The organism is Stenotrophomonas sp. SMYL41, assembly GCF_036319965.1.
Lineage (GTDB): Bacteria > Pseudomonadota > Gammaproteobacteria > Xanthomonadales > Xanthomonadaceae > Stenotrophomonas > Stenotrophomonas maltophilia_R.
Genome location: NZ_JAWIRX010000008.1, coordinates 78,167 through 97,075 on the forward strand (window position 1 = coordinate 78,167; position 18,909 = coordinate 97,075).

At 65.8% G+C, this 18,909-nt stretch carries 20 protein-coding genes and 1 tRNA gene; 11 read left to right on the forward strand and 10 right to left on the reverse strand.

Annotated features, from left to right (window positions below):
• The 9 genes from V3B30_RS11270 (at nt 1) to V3B30_RS11310 (ending at nt 9,355) form a co-directional block, all read left to right on the forward strand.
• Complete coding sequence (locus V3B30_RS11270) at nt 1-2,199, forward strand: tail fiber domain-containing protein (RefSeq protein ID WP_262083200.1); 2,199 nt, start codon at nt 1-3, stop codon at nt 2,197-2,199.
• A 1-nt stretch (nt 2,200) separates the two neighbouring features.
• Complete coding sequence (locus V3B30_RS11275; RefSeq protein ID WP_262083199.1) at nt 2,201-2,860, forward strand: hypothetical protein; 660 nt, start codon at nt 2,201-2,203, stop codon at nt 2,858-2,860.
• A 106-nt stretch (nt 2,861-2,966) separates the two neighbouring features.
• Nucleotides 2,967-4,169: a phage tail sheath C-terminal domain-containing protein gene (locus tag V3B30_RS11280; RefSeq protein ID WP_262083198.1), complete on the forward strand. Its 1,203-nt coding sequence runs from the start codon at nt 2,967-2,969 to the stop codon at nt 4,167-4,169.
• 2 nt (nt 4,170-4,171) lie between these two features.
• Nucleotides 4,172-4,675: a phage major tail tube protein gene (locus V3B30_RS11285; protein ID WP_262083197.1), complete on the forward strand. Its 504-nt coding sequence runs from the start codon at nt 4,172-4,174 to the stop codon at nt 4,673-4,675.
• Nucleotides 4,676-4,757: 82 nt separating this feature from the next.
• The gene (locus V3B30_RS11290; protein ID WP_093817500.1) at nt 4,758-5,048 is read left to right on the forward strand and encodes a phage tail assembly protein; all 291 of its coding nucleotides are present in this window, start codon (nt 4,758-4,760) and stop codon (nt 5,046-5,048) included.
• Nucleotides 5,049-5,237: 189 nt separating this feature from the next.
• Complete coding sequence (locus tag V3B30_RS11295) at nt 5,238-7,622, forward strand: phage tail tape measure protein (RefSeq protein ID WP_262083196.1); 2,385 nt, start codon at nt 5,238-5,240, stop codon at nt 7,620-7,622.
• A 2-nt stretch (nt 7,623-7,624) separates the two neighbouring features.
• A complete protein-coding gene (locus tag V3B30_RS11300) occupies nt 7,625-8,092 on the forward strand; it encodes a phage tail protein (protein ID WP_262083195.1) in 468 nt (155 codons plus the stop codon).
• Nucleotides 8,076-8,291 carry a tail protein X gene (locus V3B30_RS11305; RefSeq protein WP_262083194.1) on the forward strand — a complete coding sequence of 72 codons (216 nt, stop codon included), beginning with the start codon at nt 8,076-8,078 and terminating at the stop codon, nt 8,289-8,291. The genes V3B30_RS11300 and V3B30_RS11305 overlap by 17 nt, the downstream gene beginning before the upstream one ends.
• Complete coding sequence (locus V3B30_RS11310) at nt 8,282-9,355, forward strand: contractile injection system protein, VgrG/Pvc8 family (RefSeq protein ID WP_262083193.1); 1,074 nt, start codon at nt 8,282-8,284, stop codon at nt 9,353-9,355. Before V3B30_RS11305 ends, V3B30_RS11310 begins: the two co-directional genes overlap by 10 nt.
• A gap of 31 nt (nt 9,356-9,386) precedes the next feature.
• Here the strand turns inward: V3B30_RS11310 and V3B30_RS11315 are convergent, their stop codons facing one another.
• Nucleotides 9,387-9,767, reverse strand: a complete 381-nt coding sequence (locus tag V3B30_RS11315) for a tautomerase family protein (RefSeq protein WP_262083192.1) — start codon at nt 9,765-9,767, stop codon at nt 9,387-9,389.
• 567 nt (nt 9,768-10,334) lie between these two features.
• On the opposite strand from V3B30_RS11315, the gene V3B30_RS11320 reads away from it, so the two are divergent.
• Nucleotides 10,335-10,742, forward strand: a complete 408-nt coding sequence (locus V3B30_RS11320) for a hypothetical protein (RefSeq protein ID WP_262083191.1) — start codon at nt 10,335-10,337, stop codon at nt 10,740-10,742.
• A gap of 52 nt (nt 10,743-10,794) precedes the next feature.
• Nucleotides 10,795-11,358, forward strand: a complete 564-nt coding sequence (locus V3B30_RS11325; protein ID WP_262083190.1) for a hypothetical protein — start codon at nt 10,795-10,797, stop codon at nt 11,356-11,358.
• A gap of 85 nt (nt 11,359-11,443) precedes the next feature.
• Here the strand turns inward: V3B30_RS11325 and V3B30_RS11330 are convergent.
• The 9 genes from V3B30_RS11330 to fabG all read right to left on the reverse strand — a co-directional run bounded on the left by V3B30_RS11330 (nt 11,444) and on the right by fabG (nt 18,896).
• Nucleotides 11,444-11,518, reverse strand: a tRNA-Val gene (locus V3B30_RS11330).
• Between the two features lie 113 nt (nt 11,519-11,631).
• Entirely contained in the window at nt 11,632-11,985 is a 354-nt protein-coding gene (locus V3B30_RS11335; RefSeq protein ID WP_005412452.1) for a PilZ domain-containing protein, read from the reverse strand.
• On the reverse strand, nt 11,982-12,938 hold the full coding sequence (locus V3B30_RS11340) for a DNA polymerase III subunit delta' (RefSeq protein WP_262083189.1): 957 nt from the start codon (nt 12,936-12,938) through the stop codon (nt 11,982-11,984). The genes V3B30_RS11335 and V3B30_RS11340 overlap by 4 nt, the downstream gene beginning before the upstream one ends.
• Nucleotides 12,935-13,600 (reverse strand): dTMP kinase, encoded by a 666-nt coding sequence (tmk, locus tag V3B30_RS11345; RefSeq protein ID WP_164136938.1) that lies wholly within the window; start codon nt 13,598-13,600, stop codon nt 12,935-12,937. The genes V3B30_RS11340 and tmk overlap by 4 nt, the downstream gene beginning before the upstream one ends.
• Nucleotides 13,597-14,658, reverse strand: coding sequence for an endolytic transglycosylase MltG (gene mltG / locus V3B30_RS11350; RefSeq protein WP_100471464.1), 1,062 nt, complete (start codon nt 14,656-14,658; stop codon nt 13,597-13,599). The genes tmk and mltG overlap by 4 nt, the downstream gene beginning before the upstream one ends.
• A gap of 231 nt (nt 14,659-14,889) precedes the next feature.
• On the reverse strand, nt 14,890-16,254 hold the full coding sequence (locus tag V3B30_RS11355; protein ID WP_262083188.1) for an aminodeoxychorismate synthase component I: 1,365 nt from the start codon (nt 16,252-16,254) through the stop codon (nt 14,890-14,892).
• Nucleotides 16,255-16,355: 101 nt separating this feature from the next.
• On the reverse strand, nt 16,356-17,618 hold the full coding sequence (fabF, locus tag V3B30_RS11360) for a beta-ketoacyl-ACP synthase II (RefSeq protein WP_100471462.1): 1,263 nt from the start codon (nt 17,616-17,618) through the stop codon (nt 16,356-16,358).
• Between the two features lie 142 nt (nt 17,619-17,760).
• Nucleotides 17,761-18,000 carry an acyl carrier protein gene (acpP, locus tag V3B30_RS11365; RefSeq protein WP_005415509.1) on the reverse strand — a complete coding sequence of 80 codons (240 nt, stop codon included), beginning with the start codon at nt 17,998-18,000 and terminating at the stop codon, nt 17,761-17,763.
• A gap of 152 nt (nt 18,001-18,152) precedes the next feature.
• Nucleotides 18,153-18,896, reverse strand: a complete 744-nt coding sequence (gene fabG / locus V3B30_RS11370) for a 3-oxoacyl-ACP reductase FabG (RefSeq protein WP_004146899.1) — start codon at nt 18,894-18,896, stop codon at nt 18,153-18,155.
• Nucleotides 18,897-18,909 lie beyond the last annotated feature (13 nt).

An 18,909-nucleotide genomic window follows, 5' to 3' on the forward strand; every position in this document is an offset into this window, starting at 1 on the left:
ATGCGCTTGAAAATCACCGACGCTGGCTTCGCCAAGCTGGTCAACACGCCGAACACCGGCACCAATGCCGTTCTGGTGACCCAGATCGGCCTGACCTCCACTGCCTTTACGCCCTCGGCCGGGCTCACCGCGCTGCCTGGCGAAATCAAGCGCGTCGCCAGCTTCGGCGGACAAGCGGTGGGCGATGACACCGTGCATGTCACGATCCGCGACGACAGCGCGACGGCCTACGCCCTGCGCGGATTCGGCATGTACCTGGCCGACGGCACGTTGTTCGCCACCTACGGCCAGGCCGATCCGATCATGGAGAAGTCGGCCGCCTCGATGCTGCTGCTGGCCACCGACACCCGCTTCACCGAGGTGGACACCACGCTGATCCAGTTCGGTGACGCCGGCTTCATCTATCCGCCCGCGACCACCGATATCGTGGGTGTGGTCGAGCTCGCCACCACGACCGAGGCGGAAGACGCAGCGGACACCCAGCGTGCAGTCACTCCGCGTGGGCTGCGTGCGTTCACCGACAAGCGCTTCGGCAGCACTGCCCCAACCCCACTGGCGAAGACGCTGCTGGCTGCGTCCAGCACGACAGCAGCCCGCGCAGCCCTGGAACTGAAGGGCGCCGCACTGAAGGATACCGGCCATGGCAATGGCCTGGATGCCGACACCCTGGACGGCAAGCATGCCTCCGAGTTCGCCCTGGCCGGTGACTTCGCCACGGTGGGCCACAAGCACGCGATTGCTGATGTGAACGGACTGCAGGGACTGCTGGATGCCAAGGCGGTCAAGGGAACCAATAGTTTCACTGATCAGCAGTTCGTGGGTGGTAGCGCGCCCCTGGTTGGCTTCGGCTCGGCCGGCGCGGAACAGTCGTTTATCGGTGGATGGGCCAACACCGGCATCTGGCGCGTCTACAACACCGACCGCACTGCGAACGGTGAGTTGATCATCAAGCACGGCGATACCCCGCGCTGGAACGGCGCTGCGATGTGGCATGCAGGCAACTTTGCGCCGGACACCAAAATGGACAAGACCGGGGGTACGTTCACCGGCCACGTCGCAGTGAACGGAAACTCGCTGCGCTCGTATGGCTGGAACGGTACCGCCAGCGATGGCGTGCTGGTTCTGGGCGACGCGAGCTCGTACCTGTTCAAGAACGGCCCGAACTTCACCTTCGCCAATTCTGCGGGTGGTTACACCGCCACGTTGAATGCAGGTGGCTCGATCTGGACGAGCGGCAACTTCGACCCGGCGGCGAAGGTGAACAAGGGTGGCGACGTGATGTCCGGCTCTCTGACGACGACCGAACTTTGGTTGAAGAACGGCAGCAACGCCAACGGCTGGATCGGCACAGGACCGGATGTGGTCTACATGGATGCCCGCCTGAACAACTCGCAGAACCCGGACGCGCATATGCGTTTGCGGGCCGATGCGTTCACATGGGCCAACAAGACCGGCGCCATCTGCGCTGCCATGAATGGCTCTGGCGAGTTCCGCCCGACCAGCCTGCATATTCCGCACAATGCGGATGGCACTCGCATTGCCTGGAACCAGAATGGTGGCGAGAACGGCTACGGCTGCTCGGAATACTACAATTTCAAAGGTGGCGGCACTGGCGGCCACGTCTTCTACTCCAGCGTAGGCACGAACCATCGGCGGACGATGCGTTTGCGGGATGATGCTTTCCTGGAACTTCCTGGCGGCTTGATCCTGCAAGGCATCGACAACCAGATTCGCTACGAGTGGCCGGGCACCGAGACGATTCGACTGGTAGTCAATCAGTCATCCGGCAACATTGGCTGGTGGCAGGAAGGTCTCAACCAATGGTTGTTCCAAATCAATAAGACCTGGGGCAACACCACAATCAAGGGCAGCTGCACCGCTGGTGGCGGCTTTGATGTCGGTTCCTCGCGCAAACTGAAGGCTATCGACGGCCCCGTGCTCTACGGTCTGGCTGCCGTCGAGCGCATGGAACTGGCAGCCGGCCACTACAAGCCCGGATACAACGACGACGGTCGCCGTCGCCTGTTCTTCGTCGCCGAGCAGCTGGCCGAGCTGGTGCCGGAAGCGGTCGACCTGGAGGGCGTCGAGTTCCAGGGCGAGCGTGTCGCGTCCGTCAAACTCGACCAGCTGCTGCCGGTCATGGCCAAGGCCATCCAGGAGCTGGCGGCCGAAGTTCGTGCCCTGAAGGCGGAGCGCTGACATGGCCAGCGGCTATCGCTCATCCGGGATCGACTTCGACGACCTGTTCGATCCGTACGTGGAAGGCCCAATGGCACAGGACTCGGGACGCCGTGTCGGCGGCACCGACCTGAGCCGCCGCTACGCCCATATCCAGTACGGCAGCAAGCGGGCGGATGTTGGCTATCGTGTCGGTGGAATGGATGTATCAAACCTGTGGGCGGCCAGAGGTTCGGCCACCTATCGCCTGCCCTTCCACGGACAGGCCTTCTCGGCAAGCAATGGCGCAAAGACCAATTCTTCCGGGTCGGCGTCGGCGTCCATTTCGATCGACATGCTGTCCGATGGCAATTACAGCATCCGGCGCAGCGTCAACGGCGGAGGCAACAGCAGCAACACCGTCGTTGCCTCCGGCCGCTGGCTTCCGGCGGGTGCGAATCCATCCGAGTACGACGTGCGGTTCAGTGCCGGCAACCCCGGTGCTGCCAGCTTTGGCACCAGCGCGCCGTCATTCGTCTCCCTGGCAACGTCCCGATCAGCGAGTGTCTCCATCAGCGTACCCGCGGCGTCGACCAGCTACGAACGTGCCGCTGTTGCTGTGAATGTGCATCTGCGTCGTGCAGGTGGCAACGAACAGATCTCGACCTTCACCGCCAGCGTCAGCGCGTCCGGCTGGGTCTGACCGATCACCAGGCCACCGCTGCAATTATCGGGACGTGCGCCTTATCCGAACATGTCCCCGTCGCCTGCACCTGCCGGCACACACCCACACCAAGGAAAAACCCCGAATGACCGAATTTCTCCATGGCGTACAGGTCGTCAACATCGATACCGGTGCCCGTTCGATTGCCATCGCCTCCAGCAGCGTGATCGGCATCGTCGGCACTGCACCGCTGGCTGACACCGAAGCGTTCCCCATCAACACCCCCGTCCTGGTGACCTCGCCATCGCAGGCCGCCAAGCTGTCGGCAAAGACCGGTGCGGAAGCCGGCACCCTTCCGGGCGCACTCGATGCGATCTTCGACCAGTCCAGTGCCGTCGTCGTCGTCATCCGGGTCGAGAGCGGCGCCAACGAAAGCGCCACCATCGCCAACGTGCTGGGCGGTGTGAACGCACAGACCGGCGCCTACGAAGGCGTGCATGCCCTGCTGGCGGCCAAGTCCATTGTTGGTGTCAAACCGCGCATCCTGGTCGCCCCGGGCTTCACCCATGTGCACCCGACCGATCCGGCCAAGCCGGAAGCGGTGCTCGCCAACCCGGTCGTGGCCGAACTGCTCGGCATCGCCGACAAGCTGCGCGCGGTGATCATCAAGGATGGCCCGAACAGCAACGACGACGCCGCCAAGAGCACCACCGCTCTGACCGGTTCCAAGCGCGTCTACGTGGTCGACCCGGCGCTGCTGGTGCAGTCCGGTGATGCCATCGTCACCCGCTACGCCTCCGGTGCCGTGGCCGGTGCCATTGCCCGCAGCGACAACGAACGCGGCTGGTGGGCATCGCCGTCCAACCTCGAACTCAACGGCGTGGTCGGTACCGCGCGTGCGATCGACTTCGGCCTGTCCGACGCGACCAGCCGCGCCAACCTGCTGAACCAGGCGAACGTGGCGACCATCATCCGCGAAGGTGGCTTCCGCCTGTGGGGCAACCGTACCGCCAGCAGCGACCAGAAGTGGCAGTTCCTGTGCGTGGTGCGCACTGCCGACATCATTGCCGACAGCCTCGAGGCCGCCCATCTGTGGGCCGTCGACCGCGGCATCAGCAAGACCTACGTCGACGACGTGCGCGAGGGTGTCAACGCCTTCCTGCGCGGCCTGAAGACCCAGGGCGCGATCCTCGGCGGCAACTGCTGGATCGACCCGGAGCTGAACGCAGCGGACAGCGTGGCCCAGGGCCGCTTCTACTGGGACTTCGACTTCACCCCGACCTACCCGGGTGAGCAGCTGACCTTCCGCATGCACATGAACAACAACTACGTCTCGGAGATCTTCTAAGCATGGCGCGCAAGATCCGCAAAAACTTCAACTTTTACGTCGACGGCAAGGGTTTTGCTGGCAGCGTAGTGTCCTTCACCGCCCCCAAGCTGTCGCTGAAGACCGAGGACTTCCAGGCCGGCGGCATGCTGGCCCCGACCGAAATCGTGCTCGGCCACGACAAGCTGACCGCCGAGGTCACCTTCGCCTCCGATGACGCGGAGATCATGTCCAAGTTCCACGTCATCGAGAGCAAGGAGTACGGCTTCACCGCCCGCGAGGCGCTGGAAGCCGACGATGGCTCGGTCACTTCGGTCGTGCACAACATGCGCGGCAAGGTGAAGACCCTCGACCGCGGCGAAACCAAGGTCGGCGAAAAGGGCACGGTCAAGGTCTCCCTGGCACTGAGCTACTACAAGCTGACCCATGGCGTGCAGGTCGTGCAGGAGATCGACGTGACCAACATGATCGCCCGCCAGGGCGGCGTGGACGCACTGGCCGGCATCCGCGGCGCCCTGGGCATCTGATCCCCGCACCGCCTCGACGTACACGGGGGCGCACAGCGCCCCAGGATCCACCGCAACTCCATCCACACCCGGGAACACAGCCATGTCCAGCAAGACCAAGACCACCGCCGACACCGTCATCGAACGCGATGGCTATGCCGAAATCACCCTCTCCCGCCCGCGCCAAGTCAACGGCGTGGACACCGCCGTGCTGCGCATGCGCGAACCGACCGTGGAAGACATGGAGCGCTACCAGGACGACAAGGGCACCGATGCCCAGCGCGAAGTGCGCATGATCGCCAACCTGTGCGAGATCGCACCGGATGACGTGCGCAGGATGCCGCTGCGCGACTACGCCCGCCTGCAGGCCGGCGTCGCGCTTTTTACCACCTGACCCTGCCGCAGATCAGGCAGGGAGCGCTCGCCCTGGCCGGCCACACCGGCTGGGGCCTGCGCGAGATCATGACGCTGCGGGTGTCGAAGTTCATCTGGTGGATACAGGGATTGCCGGTACATGGCGAGTAACGTTCAAACGACAACGATCACGATCGGCGGCTCGGTTTCCCGGTCGTTGCAGGACGCATTGTCCTTCAGCAACGATGGCCTGAAGCGCCTTGGCGATGAAGCCGACAAGCTCGAGCGCAAGCTCAATGTCATGGGCAGGTCGAGCAACCAGTTCGCCCGCATGCGTGCCGAGGCCGATGCGTTGCGCGCTTCCCAGGAAGCGCTGCAGCGGATCGAGGACAAGCGCACAGCGAATCTTGAGAAGCGCGAGAAGCTGGGTTCGGCGTTCGGCGATGCGCGCGGCATGCTCGGCAGCGCCATCACCACGCTGACCAAACCGGTGGAGAATGCCGCCGGCTTCGCGCGCGAGAACCAAGCCATCGGCAACGCCGCCAACCTGACCCGCGCACAGGTCGCTGCGCTGGGCCAGACCATCCTTGCCGAATCCAGCCGCACCCACCAGGGCGCGGGCGAGCTGCAGCGGGCGGTCAGCCAGCTGGTCGCCGCCGGACTGGATGCGCAGACCGCGCAGTCCAGCCTGGGTGCAATCGGCCGCACCACCACCGCTACCGGCGAGAGCATCGACGATGTCACGTTGGCCGCATCGGGCCTGCAGCAGGCACTGAAGATCAATCCGGCCGGCCTGCAGTCGGCGCTGGATGTGCTGGTGGTGGCAGGCAGGAACGGTGGCCTGGGCCTGAAGGACATGGCCGGTGCACTCCCGGTGCTCGGCAGCGCATTCCAGTCGCTGCAGATGCACGGCAACGCGGCCGCCGCCACCATGGGCGCTGCCCTGGATGTCGCCCGGCAGGGAGCCGCTGGTGCCGACGAAGCGGCCGGCAACATGCAGCGCTTCATGGCCAGCATCCTCTCGCCCGACCTGCAGGCCCGTGCCAGGAAAGGCTTCAAGCTGGACATGCGCAGGATCATCAGCGAAGCGCAGAGCAGCGGTGGCAATCCGTTCGACGCGGCGATGCAGGCGATCATCCAAGCCACCGCCGGTGACCAGACGAAGATCGGCAAGCTGTTCGGCGATGCACAGGCGCAGAACTTCGTGCGTCCGATGATCCAGAACTGGGATGAGTACATCCGCATCCGCGACAAGGCGCTCAACCGCTCGGCGGGCACCACCGACAGCGGCTTCGCGGCCAAGCTGCAGACCGACCCGGAAAAGATCGAAGGCGCGAAGATCGCCGTCGACAACCTGTCCAAGGCCTTCGGTGGCGCGCTGCTGCCGGCTGTGGGTGAGGCGGCGGTGAAGCTGACCGAACTGCTGAACGGCGTTGCGTCGTTCGTGCAGGAAAACCCGAAGCTGATCGCCAATACCACCCAGGTCGTGGTCGGCCTGATGGGCATGCGCACTGCGGTACTCGGCGTCCGCTATGCGTGGACGCTCCTGCAGGGCCCGATCCTGGCGGCGCAGAAGGCCTTCGAGCTGTTCCGCGGCGGCAGCCTGCTGGCGCAGATGGGGCAGTTCGGTCCGACGGCAATGCGCCTGGCATCGGGGTTCCGCGTGGTCGCCACCGCCGTCGGCGCCATCGGCGGTGGTCCGATCGCCATCGCCATCGCCGCCATCACCGCCGGCGCCCTGCTGGTGCGCAAGTACTGGGAGCCGATCAAGGCCTTCCTCGGCGGCGTCTGGGATGGCCTCAGCGGCGCAGGAACCACCGCCATGGGCGAACTGATGCGCGCCGTCGAGCCGCTGCGCCCGGCATGGGAAGCGGTCGGCGGGCTGCTGGGCCAGGCATGGGACTGGCTCTCCAGAATGCTGGCTCCCGCGCAGTACACCGGCAACGAACTTTCGCGCGTAGCGGAGATCGGCTCGCTGGTGGGCACGGCATTGCTGGCCAACTTCCGTCTGGTCATCCAGGTGATCGGTGGCGTGGTTCAGACCATCGCCTGGCTGGGTGACATGCTGGGTATCGCCGCCGGCTGGATCACCGTCACGTTGGGCGGCGCCTGGGACGCGATCATGGCATCGGCAGGCGCGGCCATCGACTGGATCATGGGCAAGCTGCAGCCGTTGCTCGATGGCATCAGTTGGGTGTCGGAGAAAGTGGGAGGCGGTCTGGGCTTTCTCAAGGACAAGGCCGTCGAAGGTGCGGGCATCGCCATGGACCGCGCAAACATGGGCAAGGCGGTCTACGGCTCCATGACAGCCAACGGCGGTGGCGGCATCGGCGACATGGCGCGTGCTGCATATGCGGTCGGTACCAATGACAACAACGGTCTCAAGCGCCGCATGTCAGACCTGGGAGGCGCGCAGCAGGGACGCCAGGCACCGCCGATGCCCTCCTCTACCACCGCACGCACCCCCACCACGGTGCAGCAGCAACAGACCAACAACATCACCATCCACCAGCAACCGGGTGAGTCCAGCGAGGCGCTGGCAAGGCGTACCGCCAACGCGCTGCAGCACCAGCAGGCCGTGCAGGCCCGCGCCACCCTGGGAGACAGGAACTAAGCATGAAGCGCGAGTTCGTAACCGGCGCAGTGGACAAGCTGCTGTCGCAATTCAAGGGCAATGATTCCGGCAACGCGCCGGTGCTGCTGATGCTGGGCGGCTTCAAGTTCAGCCTCAACACGGCCGCATTCCATCAGATCCAGCAGTCCAACGATTTCCGCTGGCAGGCCCAGGATCGCGTCGGGCAGATACCTGCACTGCAGTACACCGGCCCGGGCTCGGCCACCATGACACTGCCAGGCGTTGTCTACCCGCTGTTCCGTGGCGCTGGCAACGAGATGTCGCAACTGCGCAGGCTGGCCGCCCAGGGAAAGCCGCAGCGCCTGCTGACCGGCAAGGGCGGCAACCTGGGTTTGTGGGTCATCGAGAAAATCGACGTCACCTCCAGCGAATTCACCGTCGACTGCCAGATCCAGAAGCAGGACTTCACACTCACTCTCCGGAAGCACAGCGATGGCACGAACGTATAACACCCGCGATGGCGATGTCCTCGACCGCGTTGCCTACGCGCACTATGGCGAGCAATCGCCGGCGATCCTGCGCGCGGTGTCCGATGCCAACCCCGGCCTGGCCGCGCGCGGCCCGGTGCTCACGGCTGGCGTGGCGATTGTCCTGCCGGACGTGCAGCGCCCCGCCAAGGAACGCAAGGGAGTATCGCTGTGGGATTGAACATCGCACCTGCGTTCCGCGTGGTGGCCAACAGCCAGGACATCACCGACAAGATCATGTCGCGCTTCAAGTCACTGCGCATCACCGACGAGACCGGCAACAGCTCGGACACGTTGGAGCTGCAGTTGGCCGACCACGATCCGAACGATCCGATCCAGCTTCCGCCGGTGGGCGCGGAGCTGGAGGCCTTCATCGGCTACGACGGCGAAGTGCGGCACATGGGCCTGTACGTCTGCGACGAGGTGGAGATTTCAGGCTATCCCGGCAGCATGACCCTGCGCGCACGTGCCGCGCCGTTTGAAACCAGCAATGGCGGCAAGAACGATCTGCAGACGCAGAAAACGCGCACATGGAAAAAAGGCACGACGATTGGCGACATGGTCAAGCGGATGGCCGCCGAACACGGCCTGAGCGCTGCGGTAAGTGCGTCGCTGGCATCCATCGTGCTGCCGCTGACGGTGCAATCGCAGGAGTCGGACATGAACCTGCTGCTGCGCTTGGCCAAGCAGCACGACGCCATCGCCAAGCCGGGCGGCGGCCGGCTGATGATGGTCAAACGTGGCGAATCGATCACGGCCAGTGGCGAACGCATTCCGGAGGTGACCCTTACGCCGGCCGATGGCAGCAGCTACCGCGTCACCATCGCCGCCCGCGACGATGCCGGCACCACCATCGCCTACTACCGCGACGTGCGCAGTGCCAAGCGCCAGGAAGTGAAAGTGGGCAGCGGTGAACCGATCATGCGCCTGCGCATGGCCTATGCCGACCGGGAGAGCGCAGAGGCGGCGGCACGCGCCAAGCATCGCGAACAGGCACGGCAGACGCGGACGCTCAGCTACACCCTACCCGGCCGCGAGACACTGATGGCCGAAGCCACGGTGGTGATGCAGGGCTTCCGCGATGGCGTGGATGGGCAGTGGCTGGTCAAGCGTGCCGAGCACAGCATCGGCAGCGAGGGCTACGTCACCCGCATCGAATGCGAACAACCCAACAGCGCCGACGCAGTGAAAGCGGCCAGCAATGCCCCGGCCAGCGAAGGCGAACAGGTCGGCAGCGAGGTGTAGATCCACGCCATGCGTGGCTGCGTTTCGCGCGTCAACTCACGTACTGCGCCACGCCATTACCGAAGGACCAGTTCTCCTTCTTCACTTCCACAAGGTTGATGAACACATCCTCGCGGCGGATGCCCACCGCCGCGTGCAGTCCCTCGGCGATGCCCGCGTACAGCGCCTTCTTCTGCTCCAGCGTGCGCCCTTCGTTCCAGGTGATCTGGATGCAGATGAAATCGTCGGTGCGGTCCACGCCCAGGTAGCCGGGGTCGTAGATCAGCGTGCCAGGCGCGTGTTCCTGGAAGATCTGGAAGCGATCGTTCTCCGGCACGCCCACCGCGCGCAGGGCCTGGTAGATGGTTTCGCCGACGCGTTGCAGGTAGTCGGCGGATTTACCTTTGCGAAGATCGATGCGGGCGAGCGGCATGGTGGCACTCCAGGGTGGATGGGCATGGCAACGGGCTGAGACTACGCCTGCCCGGGGCGGTGGGACAGCGCAGGGGTGGAACCCTCTGGCTCCATGCGTGGCATGGTCCCGCCTCCGCCGCGCGGGGTGACGCGATTGCCGTGGTGGCTCCGCTGTGGAGTCGTCTTGTGCACGGTCGGCATGGGCGGCGATGTGCGCCATCAGTGATCGGCCGCACTACTCGCGGGTGCTGGACGGCACACATCGGGAAACGCCTGGCCTGCCTAGGGACAGTTGAGAATTTTCCTTACAGACCGATGTGATTGCCCGGCTTGAAGATCGCCGCGCCGGGGCAAGACGCCTTGGCCGGGATTGGCGTCTCGAATAAACGAACAGGCTCACAGGATGTTGCGATATGGATCGCAGCAAAGAGAATGCACCGATTGCCTTCAATGGCGGGCGGTGTGTGGGGATCGCAAGATCCGCCGGGCTTTTTCTCCCTGTGAGCTTTTCAGCCTCGGTACGCCAACCCGCACCGTCCGCCACCTTCACTCCGGAAGGTGGCCTTACGCCAATGAGGGTTTCGCCATGACCAACCGAACAGCCGTCCATCCCCGCCTATTCGCCCTGATCGGTGACGTCGCCACCGACGTGCCCGAGGGCCTTGCGCGTGAGATCGAGTGCGCACTGAACGAACAGAACCTGCCGGCGCAGTCGGCCACGTTCTTCGCCCGTCTCAATGCGATCAACCATGCCGACGGTGATGACGGACAGCCGTGCACCAGCCTCACCCTCGGCGCCAGCAATCACGCTTCGTTGCGCCGCTCGCTATCTGGGCTCGGCGCAGTGCTCGATCTGCTGCAAGCCGCCGACCATGCGCGCAACGAAGGCGGCCCGGACGAACAGCTGGGCGCCTTCCATATCGACGGACTGATCGTGGCCGCACGACAGTTGGTGCGCGAGGCACATCATTGCCTCTCCAGCGGCGATGCCTGACCGGCCCGGATGTGCGCCCGCTACAATCGCGCAGGGAGCGCAGGAGACCGCAATGGACGCCGAACACCTGGAATACTTCAAGGCCGCACTGGAAGGCCGCGCAACCGTGGGCTGGAACGTCTGGTTCGCCGCCAACCAGCACGCGCTGGCACAACAACTGAGCCGCCCTGCACTGCTGCGCTTGAAGTTCAGCAAACTGGATGAAGCCGAACGCCTGCTGGCCGAGGCCGGCATCGCGCCCAGCAGCACGGTGGGCAAGCGCTACGAGATGTACTGCGCGCAGTTCTCGGCGGACGTGGTGGACGCGAACGGTCGCCCGCTACCGGCCCTCTGGCGCGCGGCGCACGGCGGTGCCATCGGCCTGCTGGCCGATGGGCAGCAGGAGGCCGGCCAGGCGAAGCTGCTCGCGGAGTTCCGCCGTGTCCGCAAGCGCGGGCTGCAGCAGGCCCACGAATGGTTGGCCGATCTGTGCTTTGAAGGCGAGATGGAGCTGACCAGCGGCAATGCCGAGGTGGGCCGTAGCCTGCTGGCGGTGGTGGTGCGGGCCGGCAGCGGTCAGGACCTGCTGGATGCCACGGCGATGATCGCGCGCGCGCTGCTGGACGGACACGGCTGAAACGGTGTGCGCTTTCAGCTGATCTTGCTGGATCGCAGGCAACAAAAAAGCCCCCATTGCTGGAGGCTTCTTTCGTTCTGCAACATGGTGGGCGGTACAGGGATCGAACCTGTGACCCTTGCCGTGTGAAGGCAATGCTCTACCGCTGAGCTAACCGCCCGGTGTGTTGCTGAGCCGCTCATTATAGGGGCTTTTCAGAGGCCGTCAACACTTTTCACATTCGTGTTCATGCGCGTTCCCACACGCGCCGGGCATGGCCCGGCGCAACCGCAATCACATCGTATGGGTCGGCTTGTCCGAGCCGGTCAGCCCGGCCAGCAGGGTCTCGATCTTGTGGCGCACGCCCTCGCCTTCGGCACCGTCGGCCAGCTGCACGCCGATGCCGGCGGTGCGGTTGCCCTGCGCCCCGGCCGGGGTCACCCAGATCACCTTGCCGGCCACCGGCAGGCGCTCGCTGGAATCGGGCAGGGTCAGCAGCAGGAACACCTCGTCGCCCAGGAAGTAGCGCTTGGGCGTGGGCACGAAGATGCCACCGTTCTTCACGAACGGCATGTACGCGCTGTACAGCGCGGCTTTGTCCTTCACGGCCAGGGACAGGATGCCCTGGCGGGCGTTGCTGGCACTCATCGATTTCCCCTTGCGGCAGGCCGCTCGTTCACCTTGTTCCAGGCCAGCAGCAACTCGACCACCGCAAGGTCTGCGCGCACCGTGGTGCGCAGCAGGTCGCGGGTGCGGTTGGCAGCGTCGAACCAGGCTGCAAGCTTGTGCAATCGCTCCGGCGTGGTCAAGGCATCGGTGCTGGCCTGGGCCAGCGCCAGGTCGGCAGCGAAGCGCAGGCGCAGCGCCGCGTTGTCGTCACCGCACCACTTCTGCGCCAGCTCCACCGCACCGGTCTTGCCGGCGGCCAGCTGTTCCAGCTCGCGGCCCACTTCACGGCGCAGGCTCAGGCCATCTTCGCGCAGCCAGTTGTCGGCCTGGCCGGGATGGCCGCGCGCAGCCTCCAGCGCTTCGCGCGCCGATGCTTCGCTGTGGCCCTGCTGCTGCAGCCAGGCCAGCGCTTCGTGCGGCGGCGGCAACTTGAATTCCAGGCGCTGGCAACGGCTGCGGATGGTCTGCGGCAGGCGCGCCGGATCGCTGCTGATCAGCCACAGGTAGCGCCCGGGCTGCGGCTCTTCCAGCGTCTTCAGCAACGCGTTGGCCGCCGAGCGATTGATCGCATCGGCGGGGTCGACGATCACCACCTGCGCCACGCCGTACTGCGGGGTCAGCGCCAGCTTGTCGGTGATCTCGCGCACCTGCTCGATGACGATCTCGGTGCGCAGCTTGTCGCCGCTCTTGTTCGGAATGAAGCTGACCAGCTGCAGGTCAGGATGGGTACCGGCAGCGATCAGCTGGCGCGTGCGCGTGGCATGCGCGGCATCGCCGCGCGCCAGCACGTGGTCGGCCAATGCCAACGCCACCTCGCGCTTGCCCAGCCCGGCCGGACCGCAGATCAGCAGGCCATGGCCGAGGCGACCGGCATCGAGCGCGGCCACGGTCTGGTCGAACGCGCGCTGCTGCCATGGTGAAAAGGGACTCATGCGCCCTCCCCGCCCTGCAGCCAGCGTTCGACACGCGCGACCACATCAGCGGCCACGCGCGCCTGCTCCTGGCCCGCATCAATCAACGCAAAGCGCTGCGGGTCCTGCTGCGCGCGGCTGCGGAATACTTCGCGCACGCGCTGGAAGAAATCGTCCTGTTCGCTCTCGATGCGGTCCGGCCACAGGTCGCGGCCATTGGCGCGTGCGCGGCCCACTGCCACGTCCACGTCCAGCAGCAGGGTCAGGCCCGGCAGCAGGCCCACCGCGCGTCGTTCCAGGTCGGCAATCCACTGCGGATCGAGCCCGCGGCCACCGCCCTGGTAGGCATAGCTGGAATCGGTGAAGCGATCGCTCAGCACATAGGCACCGCGCTGCAGTGCCGGCTGGATCACCTGGCGCACGTGCTGCGCACGTGCAGCGAACACCAGCAGCAGCTCGGCTTCGGCGCTGAGCGGTTCGGCAGCGATCTCGGCATCGGGCTTCAGCACCAGGCCGCGGATGCGCTCGGCCAGCGGCGTACCGCCCGGCTCGCGGGTCAGTACCACCTCGTGGCCGTGGCTGCGCAGGCAGTCACGGATGGCATTGATGGCGGTGGTCTTGCCCGCGCCCTCGCCGCCTTCCAGGCTGACGAAACGGGGGTGGCGAAGCAGCGCGGGACTCATTGCGCCGGGGTCTCCTGGGTACGTTGCTGGCGCAGCTGCTGCAGGTAGCGGGCCACTGCGGCGTTGTGCTGGTCCAGGCTGGGCGAGAACACGTGCGCGCCACTGCCATCGCCCACGGCGACGAAGTACAGCGCGTCGCCCGGTGCCGGCTGTGCAGCCGCCATCAGCGCATCGCGGCTGGGCATGGCAATCGGGGTCGGGGTCAGGCCGGCACGGGTATAGGTGTTGTAGGGCGTATCGGTGGTCAGGTCGCGGCGGCGGATGTTGCCGTCATACGCAGCGCCGATGCCGTAGATCACGGTCGGATCGGTCTGCAGGCGCATGCCGATCTTCAGGCGGCGCATGAACACGCCGGCAATCTGCGGGCGTTCGCTGGCCAACGCGGTTTCCTTCTCGATGATCGACGCCATCGTCAGCAGTTCGTAGGGCGTGTTGATCGGCAGGTCTGGCGCGCGGCTTTCCCACGCCTCATCCAGCGCCTTCTCCATCGCGGCATGGGCGCGCTTGAGCACGTCCAGGTCGCTGTCGCCGCGCTGGTAGACGTAGGTCTCCGGCAGGAAGCGGCCTTCCGGATGCTGGCCACCGAAACCGAGACGCTGCATCAACGCGGCGTCATCAAGATTGTCGGTGGTGTGCAGCAGCGGCTCGGCGCGCTTGAGCGCGGCACGCAGCTGGCGGATATTCCAACCCTCCACGATGGTGACGCGGTGCTGCAGCACCTTGCCGGCGCGCATGCGCAGCAGCAGCTCGCGCGGGGTCAGGTCGCCGCTGAGCGCGTACTCACCCACCTTCAGCTTGCCGGCGGCATCAAGCTGGCGCGCCAACAGCTGCCACTGGGTGTCCTGGCCCTCGTCCACGCCGGCATCGCGCAGCTTGCGCAGCACGCTGTTCATGCCATCGCCGCTGGCGATGACCATGCTCTCGGCGGTCGGGGTGATCGGGGCGTCGGCGAACCGGGTCTGCTGGTAGAAGAACCACGCGCCCGCACCGGCCACGACGGCGGCCAGCACCACCACCAGCGTTACCACGAACAGACACCCGCGCTTGGCTCCCGCCATGGACTACCTCTGAACTCGATTCCGTCGTGCAGGATACCGTGCCGGTGGATTGGGGTCATGACCGGGGACACACCCCCGTGCCGACCAACGGTCGGCACCCACCAAGCGCCCCATCCGGCGCGGCCATCAGTAGATCCACGCCATGCGTGGATGAACGGCCATGGAGGCATCCGCGCCGACCAAGGTCGGCACCCACCGTGGGGGAATGGGGTTGCCGGCCAGCGGCCGACACTACCCCTGCTGGCCCAGCGCGCGCAGCAGGCCGCGGGCCTTGGCGCGGGTCTCGTCCAGTTCCTTGTCCGGGTCCGAGTCGACCACGATGCCGGCGCCGGTGCGGAAGCGCACCTCGTGGCCATCCACTTCGGCGGTGCGGATCAGGATGTTCAGGTCCAGGTCGCCATCGCGGTTCAACCAACCGAACGCGCCGGTGTAGGCGCCGCGCGGCACCTGCTCCAGCTCGCTGATGATCTGCATGCAGCGCACCTTGGGGCAGCCGGTGATGGTGCCACCGGGGAACGTGGCGGCGATCACCTCGCCGGGAGTGACCTCCGGGCGCAGGTGGCCGCTGACGTTGCTGACGATATGGTGCACATGCGCGTAGCTCTCCACCGTCATCAACTCATCGACCACCACGGTGCCGGGCAGGCAGATGCGGCCCAGGTCGTTGCGTTCCAGGTCGATCAGCATCACATGCTCGGCACGCTCCTTGGGGTGGCCGACCAGCTCCTGGATGCGCGCGGCATCGTCATCGCCTTCAAACCGCGGACGCGTGCCGGCAATCGGACGGGTCTGCGCATGGCCGGCATGCACCGACACCAGCCGCTCTGGCGAGGAACTGACCACATGGCGGCCGTGCGCGCTGAACAGGCCGGCGAACGGTGCCGGGTTGGCGCGGCGCAGCTGCGCGTACAGCGCCTGCGGGCTGACCGGGGCGGCGAACTGCGCGCTCCAGCGCCGTGACAGGTTCACCTGGAACACGTCGCCGGCACGCAGGTACTCGATCACCCGGCGCACGCCGTCGGTGAAGCGCTGCGGCGCATCCTCGCCCACCGACTGCGGCGGCTGCCAGCCCTGCCCGGCTTCGGGCAGCGTGGCCGAGGCCAGTGCCACCAGCGCATCCAGCAACGCCTGCTCGCCAGCTTCGGCGATGACGAAGCTGGCCTCGTTGTGGTGGTCGTGCAGCACCGCGGCCGGACAGCGCAGCGCCAGCGCGGTCGGGCGACTGTCCTCGCGCGCACGCGCCGGCAGCACCGGTTCGATCTGGCTGGCCACTTCGTAATCGAGCATCAACGCCCAGCCGCCGCGGAACGGCAGGCTGTGGCTGCCATCATGCGGCAGGCGTTCGCGCTGCCAGGCACGATCCAGCACCTGCAGGAAGCTGCCGGCGTGTACCGCATCGTGCTGGTCGCGCACCTGGCCATCGGCATCCAGCCGCAGGCCATCGCCCTGCGCGGCCAGCAGCAGGCTCCAGCGGCCCTGGGCGGTGCCCGAGGCGGTGGATTCCATCAGCAGCGGGAAGCGTGCCGGGTCGTGCTGCTGCAGGGCAAGCAGATCGATCGGGTGCGGCAGCGGGTGGATCAGCGGTGCGTGGGTCATGGCAGCCAGTTCAGGGGTTCAGATGCACGGAAGCCGCCTTGCGGCGGCCTCCTCGTGCGTAACGCACGTTCAGTCGAGCATGGCTCGACTGTACAACTCGGTCAGACGCGCTTGAAGATCAGCGTGCCGTTGGTGCCGCCAAAACCGAAGCCATTGGACATCACCACGTCGACCTTGGCCTGGCGTGCTTCATTGGGCACGTAGTCCAGGTCGCAGCCTTCGCCCGGCTGCTGCAGGTTGATGGTCGGCGGAATGACGTTGTCCTGCAGCGCCATCACCGAGAAGATCGCTTCCACGCCGCCGGCAGCGCCCAGCAGGTGGCCGGTCATCGACTTGGTGGAGCTGACCATCATCTTGTAGGCGTGGTCGCCGAAGGCGGTCTTCATCGCCATGGTCTCGCCCAGGTCGCCCAGCGGCGTGGAGGTGCCGTGCGCGTTGAGGTAACCGACCTGTTCCGGGGTGACACCGGCGTCCTTCATGGCCATGACCATGCAGCGGGCGGCGCCTTCGCCGTTCTCGCTCGGTGCGGTCATGTGGTACGCGTCGGAGCTGGCGCCGAAGCCGGCCAGTTCGCAGTAGATCTTCGCGCCGCGCGCCTTGGCATGCTCGTACTCTTCCAGGATCAGGATGCCGGCACCGTCGCCCAGCACGAAGCCGTCGCGGTCCTTGTCCCACGGGCGCGAAGCCTGTTCCGGAGCGTCATTGCGGGTGCTCATGGCCTTCATCGCGCAGAATCCGCCCACCGCGGTCGGCGAGGAGCCACGCTCGGCACCGCCGACCACCATCACGTCGGCATCGCCGTACTGGATCATGCGCATCGCGGTACCGATCGAATGGTTCGAGGTCGCGCACGCCGACACCGCCGAGAACGACGGGCCCTTCAGGCCGGTGATGATGCTCAGCTGGCCCGGCAGCATGTTGATGATGGTCTTGGGCACGTAGAAGGGCGAGATCTTCTTGCCCTCGTGGAACTCGATGGTCTGCTCTTCGATGCCGAGCAGGCCGCCGATGCCGGCGCCAACAATGGCGCCGATGCGATCGGCATTGGCGTCGGTGATTTCCAGGCCCGAGTCATGCAGGGCCATGAACGAGGCACCGAGGCCGTAATGGATGAACGGGTCCATCTTCTTGGCATCCTTGCCGCTGACCCGGAACTTGCCGAACAGTTCATTGTCGGCGGTGATGTCGAATCCCTTGACCTCACCTGCAATCTTGGTGGTGAACCGATCCAGATAGGCATCAGAAACGTTGGTCAGCGGACCGATGCCCGAACGACCCTGGGTGATGCCTTCCCAGCTGCTGGCCAGATCATTGCCCAACGGCGAGACGATACCCAGGCCGGTTACGACGACGCGACGCTTCATTGCTGATTCTCCTGGCCCGGATGATTTCAACGGGCAACTCGGTTTGCTTCGGTGTGATGCTCAAACACACGGGGCCGCAACAGCGGCCCCATGGGGTGCGGTGCGCGGCGAGCGTGGCCCGCGCGCGCACTGCCGTCTGACATCAGGCCTTGACGTGGGCCTTGATGTAGTCGATGGCGGCCTGCACGGTGCTGATCTTCTCGGCTTCTTCGTCCGGGATCTCGCACTCGAATTCTTCTTCCAGGGCCATCACCAGCTCAACGGTGTCCAGCGAGTCAGCGCCCAGGTCATCGACGAACGATGCGCTGTTGGTGACTTCTTCTTCCTTGACGCCAAGCTGTTCGACGACGATTTTCTTGACGCGTTCTTCGATGGTGCTCATGGGATCTCGCTCCAGATGGAGTTGTGGTTCAAAAGTGGTCGCCATCAAAGGCGATGGCCGTGGGATAGTGTAGTGGAAACCGACGCGGCCTTGCATTGCAGCAAAAACCCTCGCAGATCAACCACTTGCGGCGCAATCCCTGCGCCCCTTGCTTACGGCATGTACATGCCGCCGTTCACATGGAGGGTTTCGCCGGTGATGTAGCCGGCAGCCGGGCCGGCCAGGAAGGCCACCGCATGGGCGATGTCTTCCGGCGAACCCAGGCGTTCGAGGGCGATGTCGTTGATCAGCGCGGTACGCGCTTCTTCCGGCAACGCCTTGGTCATGTCGGTGTCGATGAAGCCGGGTGCGACAACATTGACGGTGACACCGCGCGAACCGATTTCCTTGGCCAGCGACTTGCTGAAGCCGATGATGCCGGCCTTGGCCGCAGCGTAGTTGGCCTGGCCGGCATTGCCGGTCACGCCCACCACCGATGCGATGTTGATGATGCGGCCCTTGCGCGCCTTCATCATGCCGCGCATCACCGCCTTGCTGGTGCGGAACACGCTGGTCAGGTTGGTGTCGATGATCGACGCCCAGTCCTCGTCCTTCATGCGCATCAGCAGGTTGTCGCGGGTGATGCCGGCGTTGTTGACCAGGATCGAGATCGGGCCGAATTCCTTGGCGATGCCATCGAGCACGCTGTCCAGCGCGGCGGCGTCGGTGACGTTCAGCGCGCGGCCGTGACCGCCGTGGGCGGCCAGGCGCTCACCGATCGCGGCAGCGCCGGATTCGGTGGTGGCGGTGCCGATGACGGTGGCGCCCTGGGCGGCCAGCAGATCGGCAATGGCGGCACCAATGCCACGGCTGGCGCCGGTGACCAGTGCGATTTCACCCTGCAGGGGCTTGCTCATGATGTTTTCCTCA